Consider the following 23430-nt stretch of genomic DNA (forward strand, 5'->3'; position numbering starts at 1 on the left):
GCGAAATAAGGTACTAGGATGTCCATCAGCTAACGCTTTGGCTCGCCGGCCCGATACCGCGTCGGCACGGCGTCGAAATGTATGTGGAACCGCTGAAAGAGTATGTGGCGGTAGGGCGGCCCTTCCTCAGCACCCGATGCGGGCGCGCACTTCCAGGGCCACTTCCAGCGCCTTGAGTCCGATCGCCCCGTCCACCAGCGGCGGGTGGCCGGTGCGGGCACTCGCGACGAAGGCGGCCAATTCCTCATCCAAGGGCTTGACCGCGTCCACCTGGAGCCGCTCACGGGCGATCTCGGGGCGGGCGGCCCCGGGGACCTCGCGCAGCCAGGCGTGGTCGATGGTCTGGCCGATGAAGTCGAGCGACAGGTAGCCGCCGGACTGAAAGACGCGGATGCGCCGGGTCTGCTTGTCGGAGACGCGACTGGCGACCACATTGGCCACGGCGCCGTTGGCGAACTCCAGGCGGGCGTTGGCGATGTCGACATGGGGGGTGAGCACCGCCGCGCCGACCGCGGAGATGGCGGTGATCTCAGACCCCATCAGGGCCAGGATGATGTCGATGTCGTGGATCATCAGGTCCGAGACCACGTCCACGTCGGTGGCGCGCTCGGTGAAGCCGCCCATGCGCTGGGCCTCGATATAGCGAGGGACCGTGATGCGCTGCGCGAGTGCCATGACCCCCGCGTTGAAGCGCTCTACATGTCCGATCTGGAGGAGTGCCCCGTGGTCACGGGCCAGCGCGACGATCGCCGCACCCTCCGCCTGGGTGGCGGCAATGGGCTTCTCGATCAGGACGGCGCAACCACGGCGCAGAAAGGGCTCCGCCGCTTGCAGGTGGGCCGTCGTCGGTACCACCACGCTGACCGCGTCGACCTGCGACGCGAGGTCCGCGAGCGAATCGTAGACGGCGCAACCGGCCTCCGCCGCCACGGCCTGGGCGCGTTGCGGATCCGCGTCGACCAGACCCACCAGTGCGACTTCGGGCATCCGCGCGTAGATCAGGGCGTGGAACCGGCCCAGATAGCCGACGCCGACCACGGCGACCCGCAGCCGGTCTGACCCAGGTCCGGCCGGTGCGTGCGGCCTCACCCGCCCACGCCGCCGACCGCCGGCCCCTGGCGGGCGATCGGGACCGGGGCCCCACCGTAATAGACGTTGATCTGATACGCGAGGGTCACGGACATGCCGAGGGTCACGACGATCAATAGGAGCGAGAACAGATCGGGTTTCCGCCGGCTGCGTTTGTAGGTCATGGACGTACCGAACATCACGTCGATTGAAGATTAAGAAAAGAGTTTACAACGCAAAGACACTGTGGATCGGGAAACCGACTGAAGTGCCCTGAATCACCGCCGTTTCCCGGGACCGCGTGCCCGCGGCGGCTATTATCACGCGTTCCTTGGCGCTTGTCTGCTTGCATTCGCGCACCTTGGCGCCTGCCGGGCCGCCGCGGCATTTCACCGGCCCCCGCTCCGTCCCCGGGGCGGTTCGGCTTCCTGGGAGCGCCCCCGGTAGGGTACTCTTAGGGGCCTGGCAGACGGGCATCCGCCCGCCGTCCGTGCCGTGCGGCCCCGGCCTCTGCCGCCGGCCGTCCCGGTGCGGCGCTCAGTCACCCGTCGCCGGCGCTCCCGCCGGCACCACCCCGATGGAGGTCCAAGTGCAGCGTCATTCGATCAAGGTCTTGGCCCGCAGTCAGTTTCAGCCGGAACAGTCGGCCCCCGTGGAGGGGCGCTATGCCTTCTCCTACACCATCACCATCGAAAACGACGGCAGCGAGCCGGCCCGTCTGCTCGACCGCCATTGGATCATCACCGACGCCGACGGCAAGGTGCAGGAGGTCCGCGGTGAGGGCGTGGTCGGCGAGCAGCCTCACCTGAAGCCCGGCGAGCGCTTCCGCTACAGCAGCGGGACCATCCTGCCCACGCCGGTCGGGTGCATGCACGGCAGCTACGGCATGGTCGGCGACGACGGGACCCGGTTCGACGCCGAGATCCCGGCCTTCTCGCTCGCCTCCCTCGCCCGGCTCCACTGACCGGCGCGCCCGGGCCAGGCCAGCCGGCACCGTCGTCGCCGCAGAACCTATGCCGACCTACGCCATCGGAGACATTCAAGGCTGCGAGTTGGAGTTGCAGCGGCTGCTTGAGCGCCTGAAATTCGACCCCGCCGCCGACCGCCTCTGGTTCACCGGCGACCTGGTCAACCGGGGGCCCGGGTCCCTGGGTGTGCTGCGCCTGGTCCATTCCCTGGACGCCTGCGCGATCGTGGTCCTGGGCAACCATGACCTGCACCTGCTCGCCCTGGCCGCCGGCAACGAACGGCACGCCAGGAAGAGCACGCTCGATGAGGTCCTCAGTGCCCCGGACCGTGACGAACTGCTCCACTGGCTGCGCCACCGGCCGCTGTTACATCACGACGCCGCCAAGGGTTACACCCTGATCCACGCCGGACTCGCGCCCCAATGGACCCTCGGCGTGGCCCAGACCCTGGCCCGCGAGTTGGAAGAAACCCTGCGGGGGGCACACTGGCAGGACTTTCTCCTCGCCATGTATGGCGACCAACCGGAGCGTTGGCGCCCGGACCTGACCGGCATCGAGCGGCTGCGCTTCATCACCAATGCCCTGACACGACTGCGCTACTGCACCACCGACGGGGCCTTGGCCCTGAAGGAAAAGCGGCCCCTGGCAAGCGCCCCCAAGGGATTGGTGCCCTGGTTCCAGTGCCCGGGCCGCAAGAGTCGCGATGCGCGCATCATCTTCGGTCACTGGTCGGCCCTGGGCTACTGGGACCAGGACAATGTGTGGGGCATCGACAGCGGTTGTCTGTGGGGCGGCAACCTGACCGCCGTGCGGGTGCGCAAGTCCAAACCCATCGAACCCGTGCATCTGCCCTGTGAGGGTTATCTGACGCCGGGGGAGAGCGGGGACTGAAGGCGCGCGCGGTATGCTCGGGCATCCTATCGCATGGCATCCATCGAGGTCTTGAGCCTGCTGTTCCTGGTCGCCCTGCTGGCCGGGTTCGTGGACTCCATCGCCGGGGGCGGCGGTCTGATCAGCATCCCGGCCCTGCTGTGGGCGGGGCTGGGGCCGGTGGCGACGCTCGCCACCAATAAGGCGCAGGCGGTCTTCGGCAGCGGCACCGCGGCGCTGAATTTCATCCACAAGGGGCAGGTCGACCTGCGGGCGGCGGCCCTGGCGGCGGCCTGCAGCTTCGGCGGCGCCGCACTCGGGGCGCTCCTGGTGCAGCGCCTGGACAGCGCCTTCCTCGGGCGCCTGATCCCGGTGTTCCTGATCGCCTTCGCCCTGTATTTCCTGCGCTCGCCGCGGGTGTCGGACCTGGACAGTCGGCGGCGCCTGGGGGCGGTCGCCTTCGCCCTGACCCTGGGTCTGGGCCTGGGCTTCTACGACGGCTTCTTCGGCCCCGGGGCCGGCACCTTCTTCGCCATGGGCTATGTGGCGCTCCAAGGGTACAACCTGCGGCGTGCCACCGCCCACAGCAAGCTCCTGAACTTCGCGAGCAACCTCGCGGCCCTGCTGGTCTTCCTGCCGGGCGGGCACATTGTCTGGCCGGTGGCGCTGGTGATGGCGGCCGGCCAGTTGCTGGGTGCCTGGCTGGGCTCCCACCTGGTCCTGCGTCACGGCAGCGCCCTGGTCCGACCGGTGCTGGTGGTCGTGTCGCTCGCGATCTCCGCCAAGCTCTTGTGGGGGCAGTTCGGTTAGGTCAGGATCGGAATTTGCCCTTCGCGATACTATTACACCCGGATGGAAATGCTCGGACCTTTGGCAAAAGCGTGTACCCGTAGGGTGCGCCGCGCGCACCGGGGCGCTGGCCCAGGCTCAAGACGTTTCGTTCAACCGCAGCGTTGGAAGGTGCGCACGGCGCACCCTACGCCACTGGTCTGACGACTTGCGCTGCGTAGAACTAGTCTGTCGCACGGCCGCGGGGGAAACCCGCCGGCCGCCCTATGCACCCTACCCGGAGTATCGCCGATGTTTCGAGCCTTTCTTGGCGGCCTGACCACCGGGCGCCTGGCGCGCCTGCCGTTCCTCGGGTTCTGGCTGCTGCTCTGGGTCCTGTTCATGCTCTTCGGGTTGGGTCTCGCCTTCGGGATCGGGTTGGCGGAACCCCTGATCTTCGATGACCTGGCGACCGCCCAGGGCTATCTGCTGGAACACATAGCCCCGGCCCTGCTCGTCGGCTTTGCGCTCTTCTGCCTGCTCTTCGTCTTTGCGCAGTTCAACCTGGCGGCCAAGCGCATCCGTGACATGGGCCTGCCCGGCTGGTCGGTGTTGCTGCTGATCGCCCTGGCGAGCGCCGGGCTCGGCTATGCCCTGCCCCCAAGCCTGGAACTGATGCGCCTGGAGAATCAGGTCAATGGGGCCTTCAACGGCATCCTGGTGCTGGCCCTGCTGTTCATTCCGGGCGGGTTCTTTGCCCGCCGCGACCGGCCCGCGCCGGCCGCGGTCCCGTCGCCGGGACCCGATCAGGCGGGTGACTCAGTCCACCACCGGGAAGGTCACGGCGAGGGACCAGGCGAAGGCGAGCCCGATCGCGATGGCCCCCACCAGCGGGTGACGGGTGCGGCGATAGACCCAGCCGCCGATCAGGCCGTAGAGCAGGAAGAAGGCCAGGATCGCCGGGATGATGATGATCAGAAAGAAGAGCTGGCTGAGATTCAGGGCCACCGCCCCCAGCAGTGAGACCAGGAACAGCGTCTTGGTCAGGATCGGCGCGGCCCAAGGCGACCCCTCCCCGTGGGTGAGCCAGCCGTCGGCGGCGAAATAGGCCAGGGTCCCCGGCAGGATGCCGAGCACGATCCAGAGGCGCCCGGCCCCGGGCATGAAGGCGGTGACATACTGGTCGAGCGGCAACGCGATGGCCAAGGTCAGGTAGGCGGACGCGGCCAGGGTGCCGACCACCAGGCCCGACCACAGGACCAGCCCCGGCGCCGGCGGCAACCCGGCGGGAGCGGCAGCGGCATCGTCACGCGTCGATGTGAACCAGATGCCCAGCAGGGTCAGCAGGCCATAGACCCCGAAGTGCAGGGCCAGATAGTCCCCGAGCAGGATCGGCAGGTAGTCGCTCGGCAGCACCCGCAGGATCAGCGGCGTGAGCACCGCGGGCGCGATGGCCGCCGGCAGCAGCCGCCGCCAACCCAGCCCCGCCCCCAGCGGCCGGGTGGCCGCGCGCGGCAGCAGCCTTGAGAGGGGCCAGGCCAGCGCCACGATGCCCAGGAAGAGCAGCCCGAGCGCGCCGCCGCGGGCGTCGATGAAGCCGCCGCCGCGGTGCCCCAGGGCCCGGTTAAGCCAGTCCAGCGCGGCGCCGAGGCCGCCCTGCCCATAGAGCACCCCGATGTGCTCGACCCCGGGGGCCAGCACCAGTTCCCGGGCACTGCCGTCGGCCAGGTCACCATAGATGATGCCGGGCTGCACCGCGGCGGCGTCCGCGACCTGGGACCCGCTCGCCGCGGCGACGGCCTCGCGGCCCGCCTGGTGGAGCATCGCGGGCTCCAGTGCGCCGAAGACGAACAGGACATCGCGCGGCTCGGTCCGGGGGGCGCTCGCCGAGATGTACGGCGAGAGCAGGACCGAGGCGACCACCTGGTCGCGGTGGGCGGTGGCGTAGCGCAACAGTACGTCGCCGGCCATGGAGTGCCCGAGCAGCGCGAGGCGCCCGTCGGCCCCCGGCAGCCCCGTCGCGAACCCGACCACCCGCTCGAGCGCCCCCAGCAGGACCCCGACCCGGCGCTCCTCGTCCTCCAGGCGGGCGACGAAGGGCGCCGGGTTGCGGCCATGACCCGGGAAGTCGAAGGTCACGGCGATATAGCCGTTGCGGGCCAGGGTCACCGCATAGGGCTGCATCAACTGCTGGGAACCCGCGAAACCGTGGGCAATGACGACGACCGGCGCCGAGGCGGATTCGGTCCCTGCCGTCGCCGGGCGATAGACGGTGACCGGGATCTGCCCGACCCGCAGCGTCTCGATCGCGAGTCCCGCCGTGGCCGAGTGCAGGCGCCAGAGTCCGGTGCCGATAGCGGCCAGGGCCAGGAGTGCGACCAGCAACGAGGCGATGCCGGCGACGCGCCCGAACCGGCCCGCCGCCGCGGCCTTGTCGATGGCTGCCGTCATGGTGCCACCCCCGTCACCGGCGCGGGCGCCGCCTTGGTGCCGACACCCTCGGTCAGGTCGATGAGGACCTCGTTACGCCGCAGGAAGCCTGGCGTGAAGGGGTCGTTGTAATAGGCGTAGACCGGCGCGGCGGCGGGGGTCAGCCCCCGGGCGGCCAGCCAGGCGCGCAGTTCGGCCTCCTTGCCCGCCATCAGTTCGTCCGTGGCCGACCCGCTGAAGCGGATGGCCGCGACCCGCCGGGGCGCAATCTCGCTCAGGCTCACGTCCGTCCCCGCCGGGGCGGGCAGCTTATCCAGGTCATAGCTGGCCGGCATGATGAAGCGCACCGCCCAGTCGCCGGCCGAGTCGCGCGACTGGGTCACCGGGACCGTCATCGCGATGGTTTCAGGTCGCTGCTGGGTCACCGGGGCCGTCATGCTGATCCGCTCGCCGGCGCGCTCCTTGGCGAAGATGTAGCGGGCGAGCGGACCGAACCCGGCGCTCAGTGCCTCCCGGCGGGGTCCGCCGCGGCGCACCTCCGCCACCACCAGGCGCGGGTAGTCGCGGACCTCGAAGGCGCCGTCGAGCGTAATCGACTCATAGGCCGGCTGCTCCACGTTCTGCACGACGAAGACGAACACCGCCATCCCCGCCACGGCGAGCAAGAGCAGAACACCAAGCACGATCAGGGTAATCTTCATCGGGGAGACCTCGGGGACAGGATTGGGGGGATGGCCCCGCGGCTTCGCGAGACCCTTACCCCGATCCTGGTATATGGGGGCCAGCGCCGACCTGTGCAAACCCGAGCTGACAGGTCCGGACCGCAGGTCAACGCGACCGCCCCGCGCCTTGTCGCCCGCCGCTATGCCCCAATGTTTTGGTAGGAAGTTCAAGTGCGGCGGCCCGCCCCCCCCGGCCGGCAACCCACCCATAGAAAACGAGGCACCCAAGATGACCATCAACACCTCTGCCCTACTGACCGCCGGCCTGCTGGCGGGCCTGATCCTGGCCGGTTCACTGATCCCGGCCCACGCCGGTGACGCCTGCGGCCAGGAGAACCAGGGGGCCCGCATCGGGTCCTTGGCGACGCACCAGGCCGCGGCCGCGCCCGGCGCGGCATTCACCGGCGATCACTGATCTTCCTGAGGTATCAATGACCAGCCGCCCAAGGTCCGCGGTGCAGCAGCGTATCCGAGGCCCCGGCCGGCCGGGCCGGCAACGGATTGCGACGGCCGCGGTGGTGATCACCGCCACCTTGGCGCCCCCGTTTGGCGCCGCCGCACCCGCCGTGCCCGTGCCGGTGATCGCCTGGCAACCCTGCGCCGCGCCCCTACCGCAGGGCTTTGATTGCGCGAGCGCCGTGGTGCCGATGGACTATGCGCAGCCGACCGGCGCGACCTTCCGCCTCGCCCTGATCAGGCACCAGGCGCAGGACCCGGGCAGCCGGATCGGCACCCTGTTCTGGAACCCCGGCGGCCCCTCCGATGCCGGCACCGCCTACCTGCCGATCGCCATCGATGGCTTTCCCGAGCAGGTCCGACGCCGCTTCGACATCGTCAGTTGGGACCCCCGCGGCATGGGGGGCGGCACTACCCCGGTGGTCCAGTGCTTCGACAGCGCCCAGGCGGAACGCGACTTCCTCGCCAAGACCTTCGGCGATCTCACGTCCATCCCGGTGTCCTCGCCGGAGTTGGCCCAGTCGATCAACGCCCGGACCAGGCTCAACCAACGGTGCGTCCGCCGGGACGGCCGACTGATGGCGCACGTCTCCACCGCCGACAACGCACGCGACCTCGACCTGCTGCGCGCCGCGGTCGGCGAGGAGAAGATCAGCTATTACGGCACCTCCTACGGTACCTTCCTCGGGGCGACCTACATCAACATGTTTCCGCAGCGGGTCCGGGCGGCCGTCCTGGACGGCGCCGTCTCCCCCCGGGCCTGGGCCGGCAACGACCGCGACGCGCGAACCCTGACCACCTTCCTGCGGATCGGCTCGGACCACGGCGCCGCGGACACCGTGAAGGCCTTCATGCGCGAGTGCGGCCGGGTCGGCGCGGCCGGTTGCGCCTTTGCGGACCGCTCGCCCGCGGCGACCCGCGATAAATGGAACAAGCTGCTGGCGCGCCTCGCCGCCCGCCCCGTGACGCTCGATGGTCAAAGCGTCGATGCCCGCTCGCTGCTCGCCTATGTCCAGGGCGCGCTCGACACCACGCGCCCGGTGCCCGGCTTTGAGCGTTTCCCCGGCTATGTCGCCGTCGCGCAATTCGTGCAGCGGGTCTGGACCGCCGCGCAAGGCCGCTCCGGCGCGAGCACCCAGCCGCCGGCCCCGGCCCCGGCACCCGCAACGCCCCCGACCGAGAGCACCTACACCACGAGCCTGGGCCGGCAGGCCGCCGTGGTCTGTGGGGAGAGCCCCAACCCCGCGACGCCGCCGGGGTACGCGAACGCGGCCCGGGCGTCCTACCGGCGCGCCGGACCCAACATCTGGCCATTCGCGGCCCTGTGCCGCGGCTGGTCGGTCACATCGGCCAACCGCTACCTGGGACCCTGGACCACCGCGACCCTGCCGGTCCTCGTGATCGGCAACACCTTCGACCCCGCCACCCCCTACTCCAGCTCGCAACGCATGGCCGCCGAACTGGCCAACGGCTATCTGCTGAGCGTCGACGGCTTCGGGCACACGGTGCTGCTCAACCCCAACCGCTGTGCGCAGGAGCATATCGTGTCCTATCTGATCGACGGACTGGTCCCGCCCGTCGGCGCCCGGTGCGCGGCGGATGCTTCACCGTTCGCGCGGTAGCGGTCAATCGGCGTCAGAGTATTCGCCGCGGCCAGGCTCGCAAGCGGCTGAAGCCTCTACCGAGCCGACTCACAGAATCGACCTTTGTTTTCCAAGCATGAGGGTTGTGACGTGGATAGAGCACTTTCGAGATCACCGAGGGCGCCTGCCGTGTTGGCGCTTGTTGCACTGCTGTTGACGAGCCAGGCACCGGCTCAGGACCAGAACGACTGGGCGCAACAGGGTCGCGGGGCGTCGGCTGCCGCTACACCTTTCAGCACGCGAACCTCTCCCTTCGACCCACCCACCGACAATACCTTCGTCACCGACGACAGCCCTGGACTCGACACCGGCTGCACCTTCGAGAGGGACCCCGAACACCCGCTGACGATCGACGTCTTGATCGATCACCCCGTCGGCGCGGTCGACGCCAATGGTTATCTCCAGGACGCCAACGCCTTGATCGCCGCGGGCCTGATCCCGTCAACGGTTGAGGTCATACTCCCCGCCTACGACATCGACGCCCCGGACGAGCAGGACGAGTTCTACCTCAACGGGAACTTTCTCGGGTATTTCACTGGCAGCGACGATATCTGGAAGCTCAACACCTTCGCCATCGATGTCCGCAAACTGAAGTTTCCGGCGCCGGTGGCCGCGGGTAGCGCCGTCACGCCCGCCGCCAACCGCGTGCAAATCCGCATCGACACCGCGGCTGGAAGCACCAACCGATGGTGCATGTCCGCTGACTGGGTCGCTTTGGTCCTGCCCATCGATGTGAAGTACGGACTCAAACTCGAACCGGTCGCGGGTGCCACCAATAGGATTACGGTCAACGCCCCCGCGTCTACCGCCACCATCGACGTGATCTACGATGAGGTCGCCGACGCTGACTGCAATATGACTCAAACGATCGGCCCGCAGGATCAGTACCCGTTCGCGGGCTCATCCGAGTCGGGATTCGGGAATGTCGCGGGGGAGGCGAAGCTGCGTGTCACACTGAAACCCTGCCCGAGCGGTGGCAGCAGCGTCGGTCCGGAGGTCGAGGTCAACTGGTCGATTACCGGCACCAGCTTGCAGGGCACCGAGACCTGGACCGGCCTGACCGGCGACGTCACGCTCGAAATGCCGGGTCAGGTTGGTGCCTACGACGTCAATCTCGAAGTGTTGCTCGATGGCACGGCATACCGGACGGTGACGCGCAAGTTATTCGTGACCAAGCGCAGCCCCTTGTTCAAGGTCGGCAACCCACGCCTGTCCTGGTATGCGTTGGCTACCGCCTGGGCGGCCGGCAAGAGCGCAGAAAGCGAGATTCTGACAGCGCTGCTCGCCGGCACCTACAACTACGGCCAGACGCACTGGCGTTATGGCTATGACTTTGGCCCCGCGCAACTATGCCATTGGACCGAACTCTCGGCCGACCCGATCTCATGCGATTACTCCGACTGCTATGTCTTCAGCGACGTGTTCGATAATATGGCCGCGACCTTGGGTGTCGGTGGCCTTGGCGACTACCCGAAAAAGGGGATAAACGACGGCAATTTCGTGACTCGTGCCAGTGCTTCTCTCGACCCCGCCTTCACGGGTACGGTGGAGCCGTTCCCGAAGAATACACAGGATTATGATCGCTATCTGTTTGCCAGCCATAGCTTGCGCACGCGTGGTCCTGTCTACTATGACGCGACCTTCAACCGCACCTATGCAACCGATGACGCCTTCATCGAATGGAATCTCACCGGTACGATGGGCGCTGATGCGGACGGCACCTTCGAGAGGACCCACGAGGGTAAGAATATCTATTCCCAAACCTCGCCGGCCTACGATCACTGGCGTGTGACCAAGGCGTACAAGGTCGCGGCCGGTGGTTCGCCACTGGCAACCGGGGAAACCATGGCAGTCGCACCGACCAGCACCGAATTGACAATCACCGGGAATGCCTCCTACGACACCGTTGATGACAATAACGACGGTATCGCCGAGGCAGTGATTGCAAACGTCGAGATCCAGGTACTCACCGCGGGGACCTACCTGATCTCCGGGACCCTGGAGAAGAACGGCCAGGTGGTATCGACCCAACCCAGACTTTCCACCCCTCAGCCAACGAGCGACACCATCACCGGTGCTCCCGGACTTTACACCGCCGTGCTCAGATTCTCCGGCGAGGAGATCTTTCAATCCGGACAGGACGGTCCTTATGACCTCAAGGTCACGGCCTTGGGCAACAGCGTCGATGAGCGAACCTTCGCGACCCCGGCCTACGCCCATACCCGGTTTGGTGAGCGGTCCGCGCGCGTCCGCCAGCTGACTGACCGTACCACCGATACGGACAGCGACAGCCGATTCGATATCCTGCAAGTCGAGGTCGAGGTGGAGGTCGCTGCAGCCGGCGAATACATCCTGCAAGGCACCTTGATGAAGGATGGTGAGACCGTGGTGAACGGCTCCACCACCGTGACCCTGACCCCCGGTCAGCATACGGTCGGAGTGCCGTTCTCCGGCGTCGCGATCTTCCGCTCGAATCAGGATGGACCCTATGACGCCCTGGTGTCCCTGCTCGACCCGGACACCGGGTCCCGGGATGACCTGGCGGGTGTGACCCAGGCTTATCGCCACGGCGACTTCGAGGGGCGCATCGATCCGAACGGGACACTGACCGATCAGGGGGTGGATTCCAACGCAAACGGGTTGTTCGATCTGCTGCGGGTGACCTTCGGGGCCGATGTCCGGGCACCCGGGACCTACCTTGTATCAGGAACCTTGCACGACGTCGCCAGGGCCTCGGCAGTGGTCACCGAACGGCTCATGACGTTGTCGGCGGGCGTCCAGAACCTACAACTGGATTTCCTCGGCCCCGAGATCTACGCGCAACAACTCGATGGGCCCTACCTGATCGCTATCACGTTGAGAGACCCGGGGACCCAGGAGACCCTGGACGGCGTGCGGCTTGGTCAACAGACCACCGCGCACCGCTACACGGATTTCGACCGCAGCGGCGGCACGAGCGCGCTCCGCCTGACCGGAGTGAGCACGGACCAGGGAATCGACTCTAATGGAAATACACGGTATGACATCTTGAGCGTGGCCGTCCAAGTTGATATCGCGGTCGCCGATACCTACCAGTGGAGTGCCCGCCTGCTCGACGTCAACGGTAAGGAAATCGGCTTCTATTCAGGTAAAGGCAGCCTCGGCGCCGGACTGAAGACTATCAACCTGCGCTTCTCCGGTACGACCATCGGCGCCAACGGCATTGCCGGACCCTATTATGTCCGGGGACTTTTGATGTACGGCCAGAAGGGCGCCAATCTGGTCAGCACCAATGTTGCTGATACCCAAGCCTATGCGGCCGGGTTATTCGAGGGTTTCGTCGCGCCTCTAGTCGGCGATCTCGATGGCGACGGCGATGTCGATCGCGACGACATCGATCGCCTGATGGCCCGCCGCAACATGCCCGCGACCGGGGCCGGCGACCCGATGGACTTGAATGGTGACGGTACCATCAACGCGGTGGACCTGCGTCTGCTGCGACTGCTCTGCACGCGGCCGAACTGCGTGCCATAGCCTGGACAGACAGGGTAGTCACGGACAGCCTTGTCCCGAGCGGGACGGGGCTGCCGTGGCCGAGTCGATCGATCTTCTTACCTCTCATGGAGAGCACATATGAAAATCCGCCACTACCCCCTCCTTCTGGGAGCCGTCCTGCTCGCGTTCGGTTCCGGCGCACAGGCACTCCAGATCTCGATATCACCATCAAGTCCATTAGTTAATCAGGGGGGCAATCTATCAGTAGCGATCGTCATCGCAGGTCTTGCCCCCGGCGGAGCGCCGTCGCTCGGGAGCTTCGACCTCAATCTCTCTTTCGACCCGGCCATCCTGGGCCTTGACCCCGCGGACGGCAATGGCGACGGGGTGATCGACAGCGTGCTACTCGACCCCGACGGTCAGCTTGATACCTTCGCAGCCGGGCTGAACCTCGTCGCCGCAGGCATCACGGCCATCGGCACGGTCAACTTGTTTGAACTGTCATTTGATCTTCCGATGGTCCTCAATGCCAATCAAGCCTCGTCGTTTACCTTGGCAACCATCAGCTTCCTCGCCGTGGCGCCGGGTACCTCGGCCCTCGGACTCGGCGTGCTGGCGTTATCCGATGAGCTGGGCAGAACCCTGACGGCAACCCTGAGCAACGCAAGCGTGAGCGTTTCTGACACCCAGGTACCGATCCCATCGCCGCTCCTGCTGCTATTGGCTGGAGTTGGGTGGCCGGTGGCCCGTGCATTCAGGGAGTGCCGCGCGAGGCGGTGGTCAAACAGTCGGCCCGACGTCTGATCGGTAGACCAGCCTCACGTCACCCTGCCTGAACCTATCGCCGAGGTCGGCCGCGGCCTGTCAGGTGCCAGTCCTCAGCCCATGCGGCTGGATAGCACGGGAAGCGGGCCATCGCCGCGCACGCCGTGCGGCGCTACTCGTCGCGCCCGGCCAGTTGCGCCTGAAGCCGGGCCAGGGCCTGCTCCGCCTGCTGTGCCCGCCGCTCGGCCTCGTCGCGGGCCTGCTCGGCCTCCCGCGCCCGCTCCTCGGCCGCGCGCCAGCCGGGCAGGACGAAGGCGGCATAGACCGGATCATCGCGCAGGGTCGCGTGCTCGGGTCGACGGCAAAGATCGGCCAGCCGGAACTGAAAGCCCGGCAACACCCGCGAGCGGATCACACCATCGACGGGCGCGATCGGGGCATAGAGCCCGTCAGCGGCGCGGGCGAAGAAGGCCTGCTGCTCGGGCGTGCGGTGCAGGATGTAATATTCGGGCACGCCGCCGGCGGCGTACTCGGCCTTCTTGACCAGGGTATCGCGCAGGATGCCGCGGCGCTCCAGGTCCGACAGTGCCTCCACGCAGAGGTCGAAGACGCCATCGTAGGAGGCATCGAGCGGCAGGAGCGGCTGGGGGTTGTCATTGCACACCACGCCGAAATCGGGCTTGCGGATGACGGTACCGGTCGGCAGCGGCAGGCGGAAGCCCATCTCCAAGGCCACCATCTTCGCGATCGGTCGCGCGGTCAGAAAGTGCTCCAGCAGCAGCATGAACCACTTGTAGACAAGGAAGGTCTCATAGTCGGACACCGGTTTCTCCTCCAGGCGACCATTGTTCCATTCGTAGTGGCAGTCGGAGTCGAGGTAGTAGGTGCGCCAATACTCGGCCTCCGAGACGCGGCGGCCGGCCTGGGAGGGGGGCGCCAGGCACTCCGGTTCAGGTCGCGTGCGGCGCGGCTCGGCCAGGGCGGTTTCAGGCATGGGGGTCACCAAGGGCAGTTGGGGTCCTGGGGCAAATCCTAGCACGGGCGCGGCAGGGCTGCTGACTGTGGGCCTGAAGCTGACCGTGGTGCGCGGGGGCCTCGACCGCCCGCTGGTTTTCTTTAGTCGACTGGAATCGCGGTCAGGACCGTGGCGGCGGATTGCCCCTGTTCATCGACGACGCGCACCACAAACCGGCCCGGCCGCCCCGGCCAGAACACCGTATTGCCCTCGCCTACGAAGCTGTCACCGACAAACCAGAACAGGCGATGGCGGCCGCCGTCGCTGACGCCGGAGAATTCAATGCGGCTGTTACCATCGGCGCGGAGCGGATAACTCATGCCAACCAGCGGCGAGACGATGGTGGGCGGATGCGCCCCCGCGTCGGCGCCGGCCAAGTCCCCGCACGGCCGTTCAAAGGGCGGCGGCGATGCGCGGCGCACACCGGCCAGCCGGAACAGCTCCAGCACGTCGCTATCCCAGAACTCCGCGACCTGCGCCTCGCTGCCCCCTTCCTCGCCCCGGCACCGCCGCAGCCCGTTGCCTGGGTTGATGAAGACCTGCCGATGGACGGTGCAGGTCGCAATCGGCGAGACGCCGGGGATGATCCAGCCGGTCTTGCCATGCGGACACCAGGGCGAGCGCAAGGCGCCGGACACCGGGCAGATCTCCACCGCCTTCAAACCTGGCGGCGGCGCGGGTTGCGACCCGTCCCCGGGCACTTCCTGGCCAACGGCCTCAAGGATGCTGAACAGCAAGGGGCCGGCCAGGTCGCGCCCGACCAAGTGTCGGTTCGGCGCTCCATCGAAATTGCCCACCCAGACCCCGGCCAGCCAATCCCCCATCAACCCCAGGGCCCAGGCATCCTTCAAGCCCGACGAGGTCCCGGTCTTCCAGGCCACGGGCAGGTTCCGGCTGAACGAGCGCAGCCCGAAACTTCGCTCCGGCGGCGGATTGGCCTCCAGCATCCGGCGGACCAGGTAGGCGGCCGGAGGCAACAGCAGTTGGGGGGCGCTCCGCGGCCCGGCCCCGTCGTCCGTGCGCAACCAACGCAAGGCCCGGTATTCCCCGCCATTCGCCAGCAACCCATACAGTCCAATCAACTCCTCCATGGACGCCTCCGCCCCACCCAGCGCCAAGGTCAGACCATAGAACGCCTCCTCCCTCGCTGGCTTGAGCCCGGCCAGGCGCAAGAACTGATACAGCGTCGGCCGGCGCAATTGCGCCGCCAGGGCGACGGCCGGAATATTACGGCTGCGCACCAGGGCCGCGGTGGCGGACAGGGGGCCGAGATAATTGCCCTCAAAATTCTCCGGCTGGTAGCCGCCCGTCCGCAACGCGGTATCCTTCAGCAAGGTATCCGGTGTGATCAGACCCTGACCGATCGCCAGCGCATAAACAAAGGGCTTCAGGGTGGAACCGGGCGAACGCCGGGCCTTCAGACCATTGACAAAACCCTGGATGCGACGATCAAAATAGCCGGCCGAACCCACATAGGCCAAGACCTCCATGCGCGGGGCCTGGACCACCATCGCCGCCGCATTCCTGATGCCCTGCGCCTGGTGTTGGCGGACAAAACTGTTCAGCAATTCCACGGCGAGTGCCTGCACCGTCGGGTCTAAGGTCGAGGCCAGGCCCTCCCCACCGCGCCCGCAGACCCGCTCGGCAAAATGCGGCGCACGCAACGGCAAATCCTCCCGGCGTCGAAACCCCAGGCGCTCAAAACCCGGGTCTTCGCCATAGGCGACCCGCCAAGCCGCTTGCAGGGCCCCTTTACCTGCCGGACTGAGGGGGGCCCGCGAGCGGGGATTTTGCGGAATCAACACCAAGGCCCGGGCCTCGTCGGGGGACAGCTCGGCCGCGGGTTTATGGAAATAGACCCAGGCCGCCGCCCCGACCCCCTCGATATTCGCGCCATAGGGCGCGAGATTGAGATAGGCCTCCAGCAATTCATCCTTGGAAAAATGCCGCTCCAACCACAGGGCATAGCCGATCTGGCGGAGTTTTCCGGGCAGCGTATGGGTGATGAGCCGAAAGCGCTGGCGCGCCAATTGCATTGTCAGCGTGGATGCGCCCTGCCGACGGCCAGACGCCGCGACACTGCCCCATGCCGCCCGCACCAAGGCGAATGGATTGACCCCCGGGTGGCGGTAAAACCAACGATCCTCGTACCGGAGCGTCGCTTGCTGCAACTCAAGCGGCAGCGCTTCCAGCGGCACCCACAGGCGGAATTTCTCATCTCCGGTCAAGCTCAGACGCAACAACTTGCCGGCACGGTCGGTGACGGCGCAGGAGGCATTCGATCGGTTGACCAGCAGGGGTGCTGCGATCAGACCCAAGCCGGCCCAGCCGAGCGCAAGGACCACCACCAGGGCGACGGCATAGCGGGCGCTGCGGGGCGCCCGGCAATCCCAGAAAGAGCGGCTAGCCACGGATGAACACAGATTATCAAGGATGATTCATTGGCTTAGCAACGAATCAAGAACAACTTAAACACAAACCCAATCGTTGTCGTTGTCCTTTTCGTTGTCGTTGTCGTTGTCGTTGTCGTTGTCGTAATCGGATAGGCGATGCAACTTGGGGTGCGGGAGAATCCGGGGCACTACGATTAACCTCGATTACGAAAACGACAACGACAACGACAACGGCGCTAAGAGCAGGCTCTAATGGGCTTGTTTGACTTATTAGTGAACCGTTCCCCACGGGCCTCATGCCGGCACGGAAAAAACGCAAGTGCCCTACTCTTTCACCCTGATCGTATCCGCCAGTCCGCGATGCAGAATCCCGGTGTCGTACATGCCCTCGGCCATGACCGGCGGTACCGTGTAGACCCCGGCGGTCAGCGGTTTCAAGCGAAACTCAAAATAGCGCTCGCCGCCGTCCAGGTCGCCGAAGAACACCACGCGGTCTTCCTGTACGTCGATATACTCGGGCTGCCACAGGGGTTTGCCGGCGATATCCAATGACTTGCGCGCACCCAGGCCCTCTTCGCTCAAATCGATTTCAAAGCCGCCGGGAAGCAGCATCACCACCGCGATATCGTTCACCGGCTGGTCCGGGTGCAGCCCCACGCGGATATGCAGCTTATCCGTCAATGCCAGTTCAGTGGTCGGTTCGCCTTTTTCATTCAGTACCCAGCGCTCGATTGTCAGCCCCTGGTTGATGGCGACGCGCGGCGGCGCCTTGTCATACCCACGTTCGGTCACCTGATAATAGAGATTCCACACCCCGGACCCGCGCACCTGCAGCGGACTCATCGCCTGCTCCAGCAAGGCCCGCTTGACGGTCTGCCCGTGCAGTGGCATGGGCGCCAAGGGTTGGCCGGCGAGCACCTCGAAGCCGGTGGCGTCGTCCTGCGCAAAGCGGCTCCAGAGGCTTCCCAGCCCCAGTAAGGCGAGCGAGCCGCGCAACGAATTGCTGCGTTGCTTGACCAGGTCCTGGCCGAGTTCGAGAAGGTAGCGGCCAAATTGCGGGTCTTGCGTGTCCAGCAGTTCGGGGAAATGCCGGTTGAGCAGATAGAGGTACAGGCTCATGACCTCCGGGCTTTCCTGCATATTCCACGGCAGCAGCCCGGTGCTCTTCCATTGCCTTTGGAACTCGCCGAAATAGCGGTCGGCGTCGGCGTCCAAGTGATGGATCTTGTAGGCCGCGCCGAGGAAGAAGCGCACCCAGTTGGCCGCGCCCGCGCCTTGCCCCCATTGCCGCTGCAACTCCGCCTCGAAGGCCTTGAGCCGCTCGGCGACGTTGCGGCCCTGGCGGGCGAGCAGGTACAGGGCATAGGCCTGGGCCTGGTGCTCGGGCCAGGTGTAATGCCGCTCCTGGGTGTATTGGTCGGCGTAACCGATGGCCCGCTCGAACATGGCATCCGCGGCCTGATGACCACGCTCGCGGGCCTCCAACAACAGATGGGTGGCGTACATCGAATAGAATGGATCGGCCGGGCCGGCGACCGACCAGATGCCGAAACTGCCGTCATTCTTCAAGCGGGTTTGCAGGATCTTCATGGTACGGCCAAACAGCAGATCCGCGTCCTGCGCCGACAAGCCGAGTTCGGCGTTGCGCCCCAATACCACCGCCGGGAAGGCCTGGCTGACCAGTTGCTCGGTGCAGCCGTAGGGGTAGGTTTTCAGATAGTCGAGCAGGCCGCGCAAATACGCCACCGGCGTCATCGCGACAGAAAATTCGGCGTAGCGCTGTTCGTCGAAGAGCGTGCGTTGCAGCGCCAGTGCGCCGGTCTTGCCGGCTTGCTGGTCGGTGATGCGCAGCACGCCATTTTGCAGCGTGGTCAGTAGCGGCTGGGATGGGCGGATGGTCAACTCCTCACTATAGGCCGCTTCGTGTCCGGTGCCCTCGACCTGGTAGCGCACGGCGACCGGCCCCAGCTTTTCGCCTGCCTTGGCGGTGAAGCGCACCGTGGCGTCCTGGCCTGGGCCCAGTGTGAGCCTTTGCGGATTGGGTGAGAGCAGTTCCAACGCCTCGCCCCCTGCGACCGAAACCGCCAGCACCTGTTCTCCGGCCTCGCCCGTCGTGTTGGCGACCAACACCCCCAGGTCGAATTCATCGCCCGGTGCCACCGCCAGGGGTTGCTGGGGCGCGATCACATAGGGGTTGGCGGCCACGCTGCGGCTGACCGGTACGGCGAGCTTGCCGGCGTTGACGGCCACGGCCAGCACGCGGATGCTGCCGTTGAAATAGTCAGGGATCGGCACGGAGACGAGGTGCTCGCCCGGCGCGGCGTCGCGGATACCCGACCAGAAGGCCAGCGGCGGCTTGTGTTTGCGGGCGAAGGGGTTTTTGTATTTGCCGAAGGTCTCGGCGTCCTCGTCGCCGCCGGGGCTGGAGAGCCTTTGCACCAGCGCATAGTCGGGCAGGATCAGGTCGAGGATCTGGTGGGTCTTGGTCCGCAAGGCGCGTTTACGGAAGAAGAAATCGAGCGGCGCCGGGTTGCGGTAATGGGCGAACTGCAAAATGCCTTCATCGACGGCATAGAGCACGACCTTGGTTGGCTCGGTCACGGTGTAGCGGACCTCCAGGGAAGTGCCGGGCCGCACCTTCTCCGGCACCTGCAGGCTCAGGTCGTTGATGTAGGCCTGGCGGGAGATGGCGAACGGCACCACGGCGACACTGAGCGGGCTCATATAGATCTCCCGCGAATCCAGGGAGCGCACGAAGGCCACCGCCACATAGGCATTGCCGCTGACGCCCTCGGGCAGGGTAATACGATGGGTCGAGGAGGTGCCGACGGCGTTGAACCACTGGCTGGCAATCACGCCGTCCTGCTCGATGGTAATCAAGCCGGCCCCCTGGTAGGGCGCGACGATTTGCAGTTCGATGTCCTCACCCGGCTGGTATTGCGCCTGGTTCAGCGTCAGGTTCAACTCGGCGTTGCGCTCGATATTGCGTGAGACATTGCCATCCCCCGCCACCGTATAGGCCACGCGGTTGAGCTCCTCGCCCTGCGCGTTGCTGAATACGACATAAAAGCGGCCAGGGTCGTCGGTAGGCAGGTCGAAGTCCGTCCGGCCGTCGGTCAACACCAGTGGCACGGTGTTGCCGGGCTCGTCGCGCTGCACCGATTGGTAGGCGTACAACCCGTCGTCGCGCTTGACCAGGGTCGACAGATAGCGCTGCTCGAACACTTGCGCCGTAACAGTTGCGGTCCCGGTTGATTTGAAATCCGGCCCTACGGCCAACAGCCTCAGCCGGCGTGGGCTGTCTTTTGAGATATAGTCGAGCGGGCCGTCGGGCGACTGGCCGAGCAGGAAGGCGTGCCTGGACACCAGCGCGGAGGTGACATTCACCACTGAACGCCCTGAGTCCTTCTCGAAACCTTCCCCGGCCAGGGTGATCTCGAAGACCGGCTCGTCGATCGCGGCCAGCGGCAGGTCGAAGCTCGCCACGCCTTGCGCGTCGGTGCTGGCCTCGCCCAGTTCCGCGGGGGCCTGCGGAATCCTGGCCTGCAGACTGCCCCGGAAGCGGTAGTCGGGAAATCCCGGCACCTGCCCCGACCAGGGGCGCACGGTCATTTCCAGCCTGGCCGGATTGCCCGCCGCCGCGGTGCCGAACAGATTGCGCACGGTGACTTGCGCCTTGGCCCCGTCAGGCGTGATCCAGCCCGCACCCGGCGCACCCGGGATCTCGGTCTTGACCTGCAGGCGATCCGGTTGGAACTCCTCCACCCGCAGCGTGGTGTGGCCAAGCGATTTTCGCTCGGCGTCCTGCTTGGGTGGCTTGGCCGGGTCGGCGAGGAACAACTCGACCCGATAGGTCCCGGTCTTGCCGGCTGACGAACTGGCCCAGGCCATTTCCTCAAAACCGGCCTCGCCGAAGGCGATCGTCTGCCGCCACACCTCCTGGTCTTGCGGGTCGGTGATGACGGCCTGCAGCGGCAGGCCGGAAGGCAGCGTGGACCAGTCGCGCTTGCGCAGGATCAGGCCGATATGCGCGGTATCGCCGGGTCGGTAGATACCGCGATCCGAAAACAGGAAGGCACGCAGCGAATCCGGTGCGTCGCGCAGCCCATCGATGTCAAAGCGCGAGAGGTCCAACAGCCGGTGGTCACGCGCATAGGGCAGGAAGGACAGGTCGCCGTCCTTTTCGGCCAGATAGACCGAAGGCGCCTTCTCGTCCTTCAGGCCCAACACCGAGGGGAAGGAGGCCCGGCCTTGCATATCGGTCTTGGCCGACGACAGCGCGATGCCGTTCATGCCCAGCAAGGACACGCGCGCCCCGGCGACCGGCTGGCCGCTGCGCAAGGACATCACGAACAGGTCCTGGCGGCCGTCGGCGGCGGTCTTGACCAGCAGACCCAGATCGGTCAGCAGCACCAGGCGCTGGTCTTTGATCGCCGGGGCCTCTTCCTCGCCCCCGTCCTCCTCGGGGTCGGCCTCTGCGTCCGGCGCGTCGGCCGCGTCGCAACTGTCCGGGGTTTCCTGCCCGGCGTCTTCGGCGGTTTCGGGGTTGGTGTCGGTGTCGCCGGAATCCTGGCCGGTGCAAGGCACGTCCGAGGTCTCCGACTTTCGCTTCTGCTCCGTCACCGACAGCAAGAACAGCCCTCGCGGCGGATAGCCTTCCTTCTTCGCGAAGCGGGCGAAATCGACGGCGAAATACTGCCGCTCCATTTCTTTACCCGCCGGCAGCGCCTCATCGTAGGTGAATTTTTCCGCGAAATGCGCAATGGGTATTTTGAAGGAGGGATTCTGGAAATCGCCCCGGGTGAACTGGGCGAAATGGTGCATATTGTGCGGCAGGACCCGTTGCAGCACGACCTGTACCTGATCCACGCCGCGCACTGCCACGCCCAGCTTTTTTGAACCGCTCAAGCTGAGCAAGGCGCCGTCGTGGAGGATCTTCAACTCACGCTCATTTTCCCCCATGTGCAACAGAAAGCGGGCGTCCTGAGCCAGCATGAAGCCGTCCTCGCCGGCGATACCATGATTGACATTGACGAACACCTGGCGTTTCTCAGGCGCCTGGAAGACGAGGAAATTCTGGGTCTTGTCCTCTTGGTCGGAAGCGCGCCAACGCACCCGCAACGGGGTGGAAAGCGCCAGCGTCGCCGCATCCACCTGCGCGTCGCTGTCCCATGCGCCAATGCCTTTTTCTTCACACAGCGACGGACGGTCCAGGGTTTCCTCATGGCAATCGGGCAATAGCCAGACCTCTACGGCCTCGGGCAAGGCCCGCGGGTCCTGCAATGGCGTGGTGGTTTGCAGGATCAAGAGCCGTTCGATGTCGCCGTCGGCCTTGATCAGGGTCTGGGTGTCGGCGGCGGTGAATTTCAGGATATCGGCGGTGCTGGGGATTCCCAGGTTCGTACTGAAAGCGCTGCCGGAAGGCTCGCCGCCCAGGCTGGACATCATCCCTGACGCGACGCCGATAGCGACTTCGCCGGGTTCGTCCGGGATCGCGATGGGAGCGGTCTTCAGATAGGCGCGCCTGGGATTTTTCTCGTCAAAGGACAACGCGAACGGCAGCGAGGTCACCCGGGCATCGGTGAACGACTTGGCCGGCTCCAACCGCATCCGCACCGAGGTGTTGGCCGCGAGGCGGTCTTTCTGCGGGGGGTAGCTGAAGTCCAGGGTGGCCGTGACGCGCTTGATCTTCGGGTCGGTCGGATCGCTGTATAGCCGAGGGTTGGTGACGGACCCGGACATTACCGGGGTTTGCACGGTGGCGGTGACCTGCGGTGGCTCGAACAGCAGCGGCGGAAAGGCGGCAGCGGCGACGGCTATTTCATAGCGGGTCCCGGGCCGCCAGGCGTCGGCATCAGTAGGGGTGAAAATCAGGTCCGGGCCCGCCGCCGAAGCGCCGTAAACCCAGCGGCCGGCGATGGCGGGCCTGATCGCCACGCCGTTGTTTGCCTCCTCGCCCGCCGCTGTCTTCTTCGCCGATTCCTTCAACTCGCGGCCCTGCAAGCGGACTTCCAGCTTGCCCTCGTTGAGTTTCGCGGCCAGCCCGGTCACGGTCGGCAGTTTCGCCGGCTGCTCCTCGATCTTGTCCCAGGCGCTGCGCAGTGCGGGCAGTCGACAGTCGGCGCCGGTTGCGAGCGTGACCGCCGCGCCGGGAACGTCGCGGCCAGCCGGGTCCCGATCCAGCAGGCGCACGGGGCCGGGATTGACCTGGAAGCTCAGGCTCATATCCTGCGCCGGGCGCAGCAAGGCCGAGGAATGGACGATGAGGCGAGAACCGGCACCGCCAGACAAATCCGGCAACGGGTTGTCGCCAAGCGTGCCGGTGAAGGTCGGCTGATAGACGGGATAGTTGAACTCCACCACGGCGTCCAACTGCCGCCGCATCGGCGCGATCAAGATATCCTGCCAGTAGCATTCGTGGCGGAGGACCCGCAACGGCGGGGTCTCGTAGGTCAAGGCCGACGGCTTGGGGAGATAGCCATCGCGCAGCGCCAGGCCCTGCAACGAGACGCTCACCCGCGTACCCGGCCGGAAGGTCTCGTCTCTCGGGGTGAATACCAGACGCGAGGGGTCTTGCCAGGTCCACTGGCCTTGCGCCGGGGGTGACAACCGCGGCGGCTGGCCGGGTGCCTTGCCCAGTTCATCGAGCGGTGCGACCTCCTGGGCAAAATTCAGCACCAGCACCGGCGTCCAGGCCCCGTGGTTGAGCAGATAAACCGACGGGGCGCCCGATGTTTTTTGCTCCTGACAAGCGGCGAGCACGACCAGGAACAGTGCCAGGACAACAAGCCGTAAGTGAATCATCGGGGGCGGACTCCTGCCGAGGAGGCTGCGACGCGCGGACGAATGACCGCCGGG

The 23430-nt window shown here is 66.3% G+C and carries 14 protein-coding genes and 1 pseudogene; 8 read left to right on the forward strand and 7 right to left on the reverse strand.

Going from position 1 to position 23430, the window contains the following annotated elements; all coding sequences use genetic code 11:
* Nucleotides 1-126 precede the first annotated feature (126 nt).
* Together THSYN_RS27800 and THSYN_RS35035 are read right to left on the reverse strand one after the other, a co-directional pair.
* Nucleotides 127-1089, reverse strand: coding sequence for a Gfo/Idh/MocA family protein (locus THSYN_RS27800; protein ID WP_100921983.1), 963 nt, complete (start codon nucleotides 1087-1089; stop codon nucleotides 127-129).
* Nucleotides 1086-1253 carry a hypothetical protein gene (locus THSYN_RS35035; RefSeq protein WP_172965350.1) on the reverse strand — a complete coding sequence of 56 codons (168 nt, stop codon included), beginning with the start codon at nucleotides 1251-1253 and terminating at the stop codon, nucleotides 1086-1088. The genes THSYN_RS27800 and THSYN_RS35035 overlap by 4 nt, the downstream gene beginning before the upstream one ends.
* 404 nt (nucleotides 1254-1657) lie before the next feature.
* On the opposite strand from THSYN_RS35035, the gene apaG reads away from it, so the two are divergent.
* The 4 genes and pseudogenes from apaG to THSYN_RS37065 all read left to right on the forward strand — a co-directional run.
* A complete protein-coding gene (apaG, locus tag THSYN_RS27805; protein WP_157817982.1) occupies nucleotides 1658-2032 on the forward strand; it encodes a Co2+/Mg2+ efflux protein ApaG in 375 nt (124 codons plus the stop codon).
* A gap of 49 nt (nucleotides 2033-2081) precedes the next feature.
* Nucleotides 2082-2927, forward strand: coding sequence for a symmetrical bis(5'-nucleosyl)-tetraphosphatase (locus tag THSYN_RS27810; RefSeq protein WP_100921985.1), 846 nt, complete (start codon nucleotides 2082-2084; stop codon nucleotides 2925-2927).
* 33 nt (nucleotides 2928-2960) lie between these two features.
* Nucleotides 2961-3716, forward strand: coding sequence for a TSUP family transporter (locus THSYN_RS27815; RefSeq protein ID WP_100921986.1), 756 nt, complete (start codon nucleotides 2961-2963; stop codon nucleotides 3714-3716).
* A 360-nt stretch (nucleotides 3717-4076) separates the two neighbouring features.
* Nucleotides 4077-4361: pseudogene (locus THSYN_RS37065) on the forward strand (DUF805 domain-containing protein); the annotation flags it as partial.
* A gap of 132 nt (nucleotides 4362-4493) precedes the next feature.
* Here THSYN_RS37065 and THSYN_RS27820 read toward each other — a convergent pair.
* Both THSYN_RS27820 and THSYN_RS27825 read right to left on the reverse strand, forming a co-directional pair.
* Nucleotides 4494-6125, reverse strand: a complete 1632-nt coding sequence (locus THSYN_RS27820; protein WP_100921987.1) for an alpha/beta hydrolase — start codon at nucleotides 6123-6125, stop codon at nucleotides 4494-4496.
* Complete coding sequence (locus THSYN_RS27825) at nucleotides 6122-6805, reverse strand: SOUL family heme-binding protein (RefSeq protein ID WP_100921988.1); 684 nt, start codon at nucleotides 6803-6805, stop codon at nucleotides 6122-6124. The genes THSYN_RS27820 and THSYN_RS27825 overlap by 4 nt, the downstream gene beginning before the upstream one ends.
* A 250-nt stretch (nucleotides 6806-7055) precedes the next feature.
* On the opposite strand from THSYN_RS27825, the gene THSYN_RS27830 reads away from it, so the two are divergent.
* From THSYN_RS27830 to THSYN_RS27845, 4 genes are all read left to right on the forward strand, one after another.
* Entirely contained in the window at nucleotides 7056-7241 is a 186-nt protein-coding gene (locus tag THSYN_RS27830) for a hypothetical protein (protein ID WP_100921989.1), read from the forward strand.
* A 16-nt stretch (nucleotides 7242-7257) separates the two neighbouring features.
* Nucleotides 7258-8904, forward strand: a complete 1647-nt coding sequence (locus THSYN_RS27835) for an alpha/beta hydrolase (protein ID WP_100921990.1) — start codon at nucleotides 7258-7260, stop codon at nucleotides 8902-8904.
* A gap of 150 nt (nucleotides 8905-9054) precedes the next feature.
* Nucleotides 9055-12438, forward strand: coding sequence for a hypothetical protein (locus THSYN_RS27840; RefSeq protein ID WP_100921991.1), 3384 nt, complete (start codon nucleotides 9055-9057; stop codon nucleotides 12436-12438).
* Nucleotides 12439-12537: 99 nt separating this feature from the next.
* Entirely contained in the window at nucleotides 12538-13203 is a 666-nt protein-coding gene (locus THSYN_RS27845) for a cohesin domain-containing protein (RefSeq protein WP_100921992.1), read from the forward strand.
* A 133-nt stretch (nucleotides 13204-13336) separates the two neighbouring features.
* Here the strand turns inward: THSYN_RS27845 and THSYN_RS27850 are convergent, their stop codons facing one another.
* The 3 genes from THSYN_RS27850 to THSYN_RS27860 form a co-directional block, all read right to left on the reverse strand.
* Nucleotides 13337-14158: a Uma2 family endonuclease gene (locus tag THSYN_RS27850; protein WP_100921993.1), complete on the reverse strand. Its 822-nt coding sequence runs from the start codon at nucleotides 14156-14158 to the stop codon at nucleotides 13337-13339.
* 122 nt (nucleotides 14159-14280) lie between these two features.
* Nucleotides 14281-16590: a penicillin-binding protein 1C gene (gene pbpC / locus THSYN_RS27855; protein WP_157817984.1), complete on the reverse strand. Its 2310-nt coding sequence runs from the start codon at nucleotides 16588-16590 to the stop codon at nucleotides 14281-14283.
* Between the two features lie 306 nt (nucleotides 16591-16896).
* Nucleotides 16897-23376, reverse strand: coding sequence for an alpha-2-macroglobulin (locus THSYN_RS27860; RefSeq protein WP_100921995.1), 6480 nt, complete (start codon nucleotides 23374-23376; stop codon nucleotides 16897-16899).
* Between the last annotated feature and the right edge of the window lie 54 nt (nucleotides 23377-23430).

The organism is Candidatus Thiodictyon syntrophicum (genome assembly GCF_002813775.1).
Classification (GTDB): Bacteria; Pseudomonadota; Gammaproteobacteria; order Chromatiales; family Chromatiaceae; genus Thiodictyon; species Thiodictyon syntrophicum.

Coding starts and splice junctions, on each gene's coding strand:
- THSYN_RS35035 (WP_172965350.1), bottom strand. CDS start 1,253: ATGACCTACAAACGCAGCCGGCGGAAACCCGATCTGTTCTCGCTCCTA.
- THSYN_RS27810 (WP_100921985.1), top strand. CDS start 2,082: ATGCCGACCTACGCCATCGGAGACATTCAAGGCTGCGAGTTGGAGTTG.
- THSYN_RS27815 (WP_100921986.1), top strand. CDS start 2,961: ATGGCATCCATCGAGGTCTTGAGCCTGCTGTTCCTGGTCGCCCTGCTG.
- THSYN_RS27820 (WP_100921987.1), bottom strand. CDS start 6,125: ATGACGGCAGCCATCGACAAGGCCGCGGCGGCGGGCCGGTTCGGGCGC.
- THSYN_RS27825 (WP_100921988.1), bottom strand. CDS start 6,805: ATGAAGATTACCCTGATCGTGCTTGGTGTTCTGCTCTTGCTCGCCGTG.
- THSYN_RS27830 (WP_100921989.1), top strand. CDS start 7,056: ATGACCATCAACACCTCTGCCCTACTGACCGCCGGCCTGCTGGCGGGC.
- THSYN_RS27835 (WP_100921990.1), top strand. CDS start 7,258: ATGACCAGCCGCCCAAGGTCCGCGGTGCAGCAGCGTATCCGAGGCCCC.
- THSYN_RS27845 (WP_100921992.1), top strand. CDS start 12,538: ATGAAAATCCGCCACTACCCCCTCCTTCTGGGAGCCGTCCTGCTCGCG.
- THSYN_RS27850 (WP_100921993.1), bottom strand. CDS start 14,158: ATGCCTGAAACCGCCCTGGCCGAGCCGCGCCGCACGCGACCTGAACCG.
- THSYN_RS27860 (WP_100921995.1), bottom strand. CDS start 23,376: ATGATTCACTTACGGCTTGTTGTCCTGGCACTGTTCCTGGTCGTGCTC.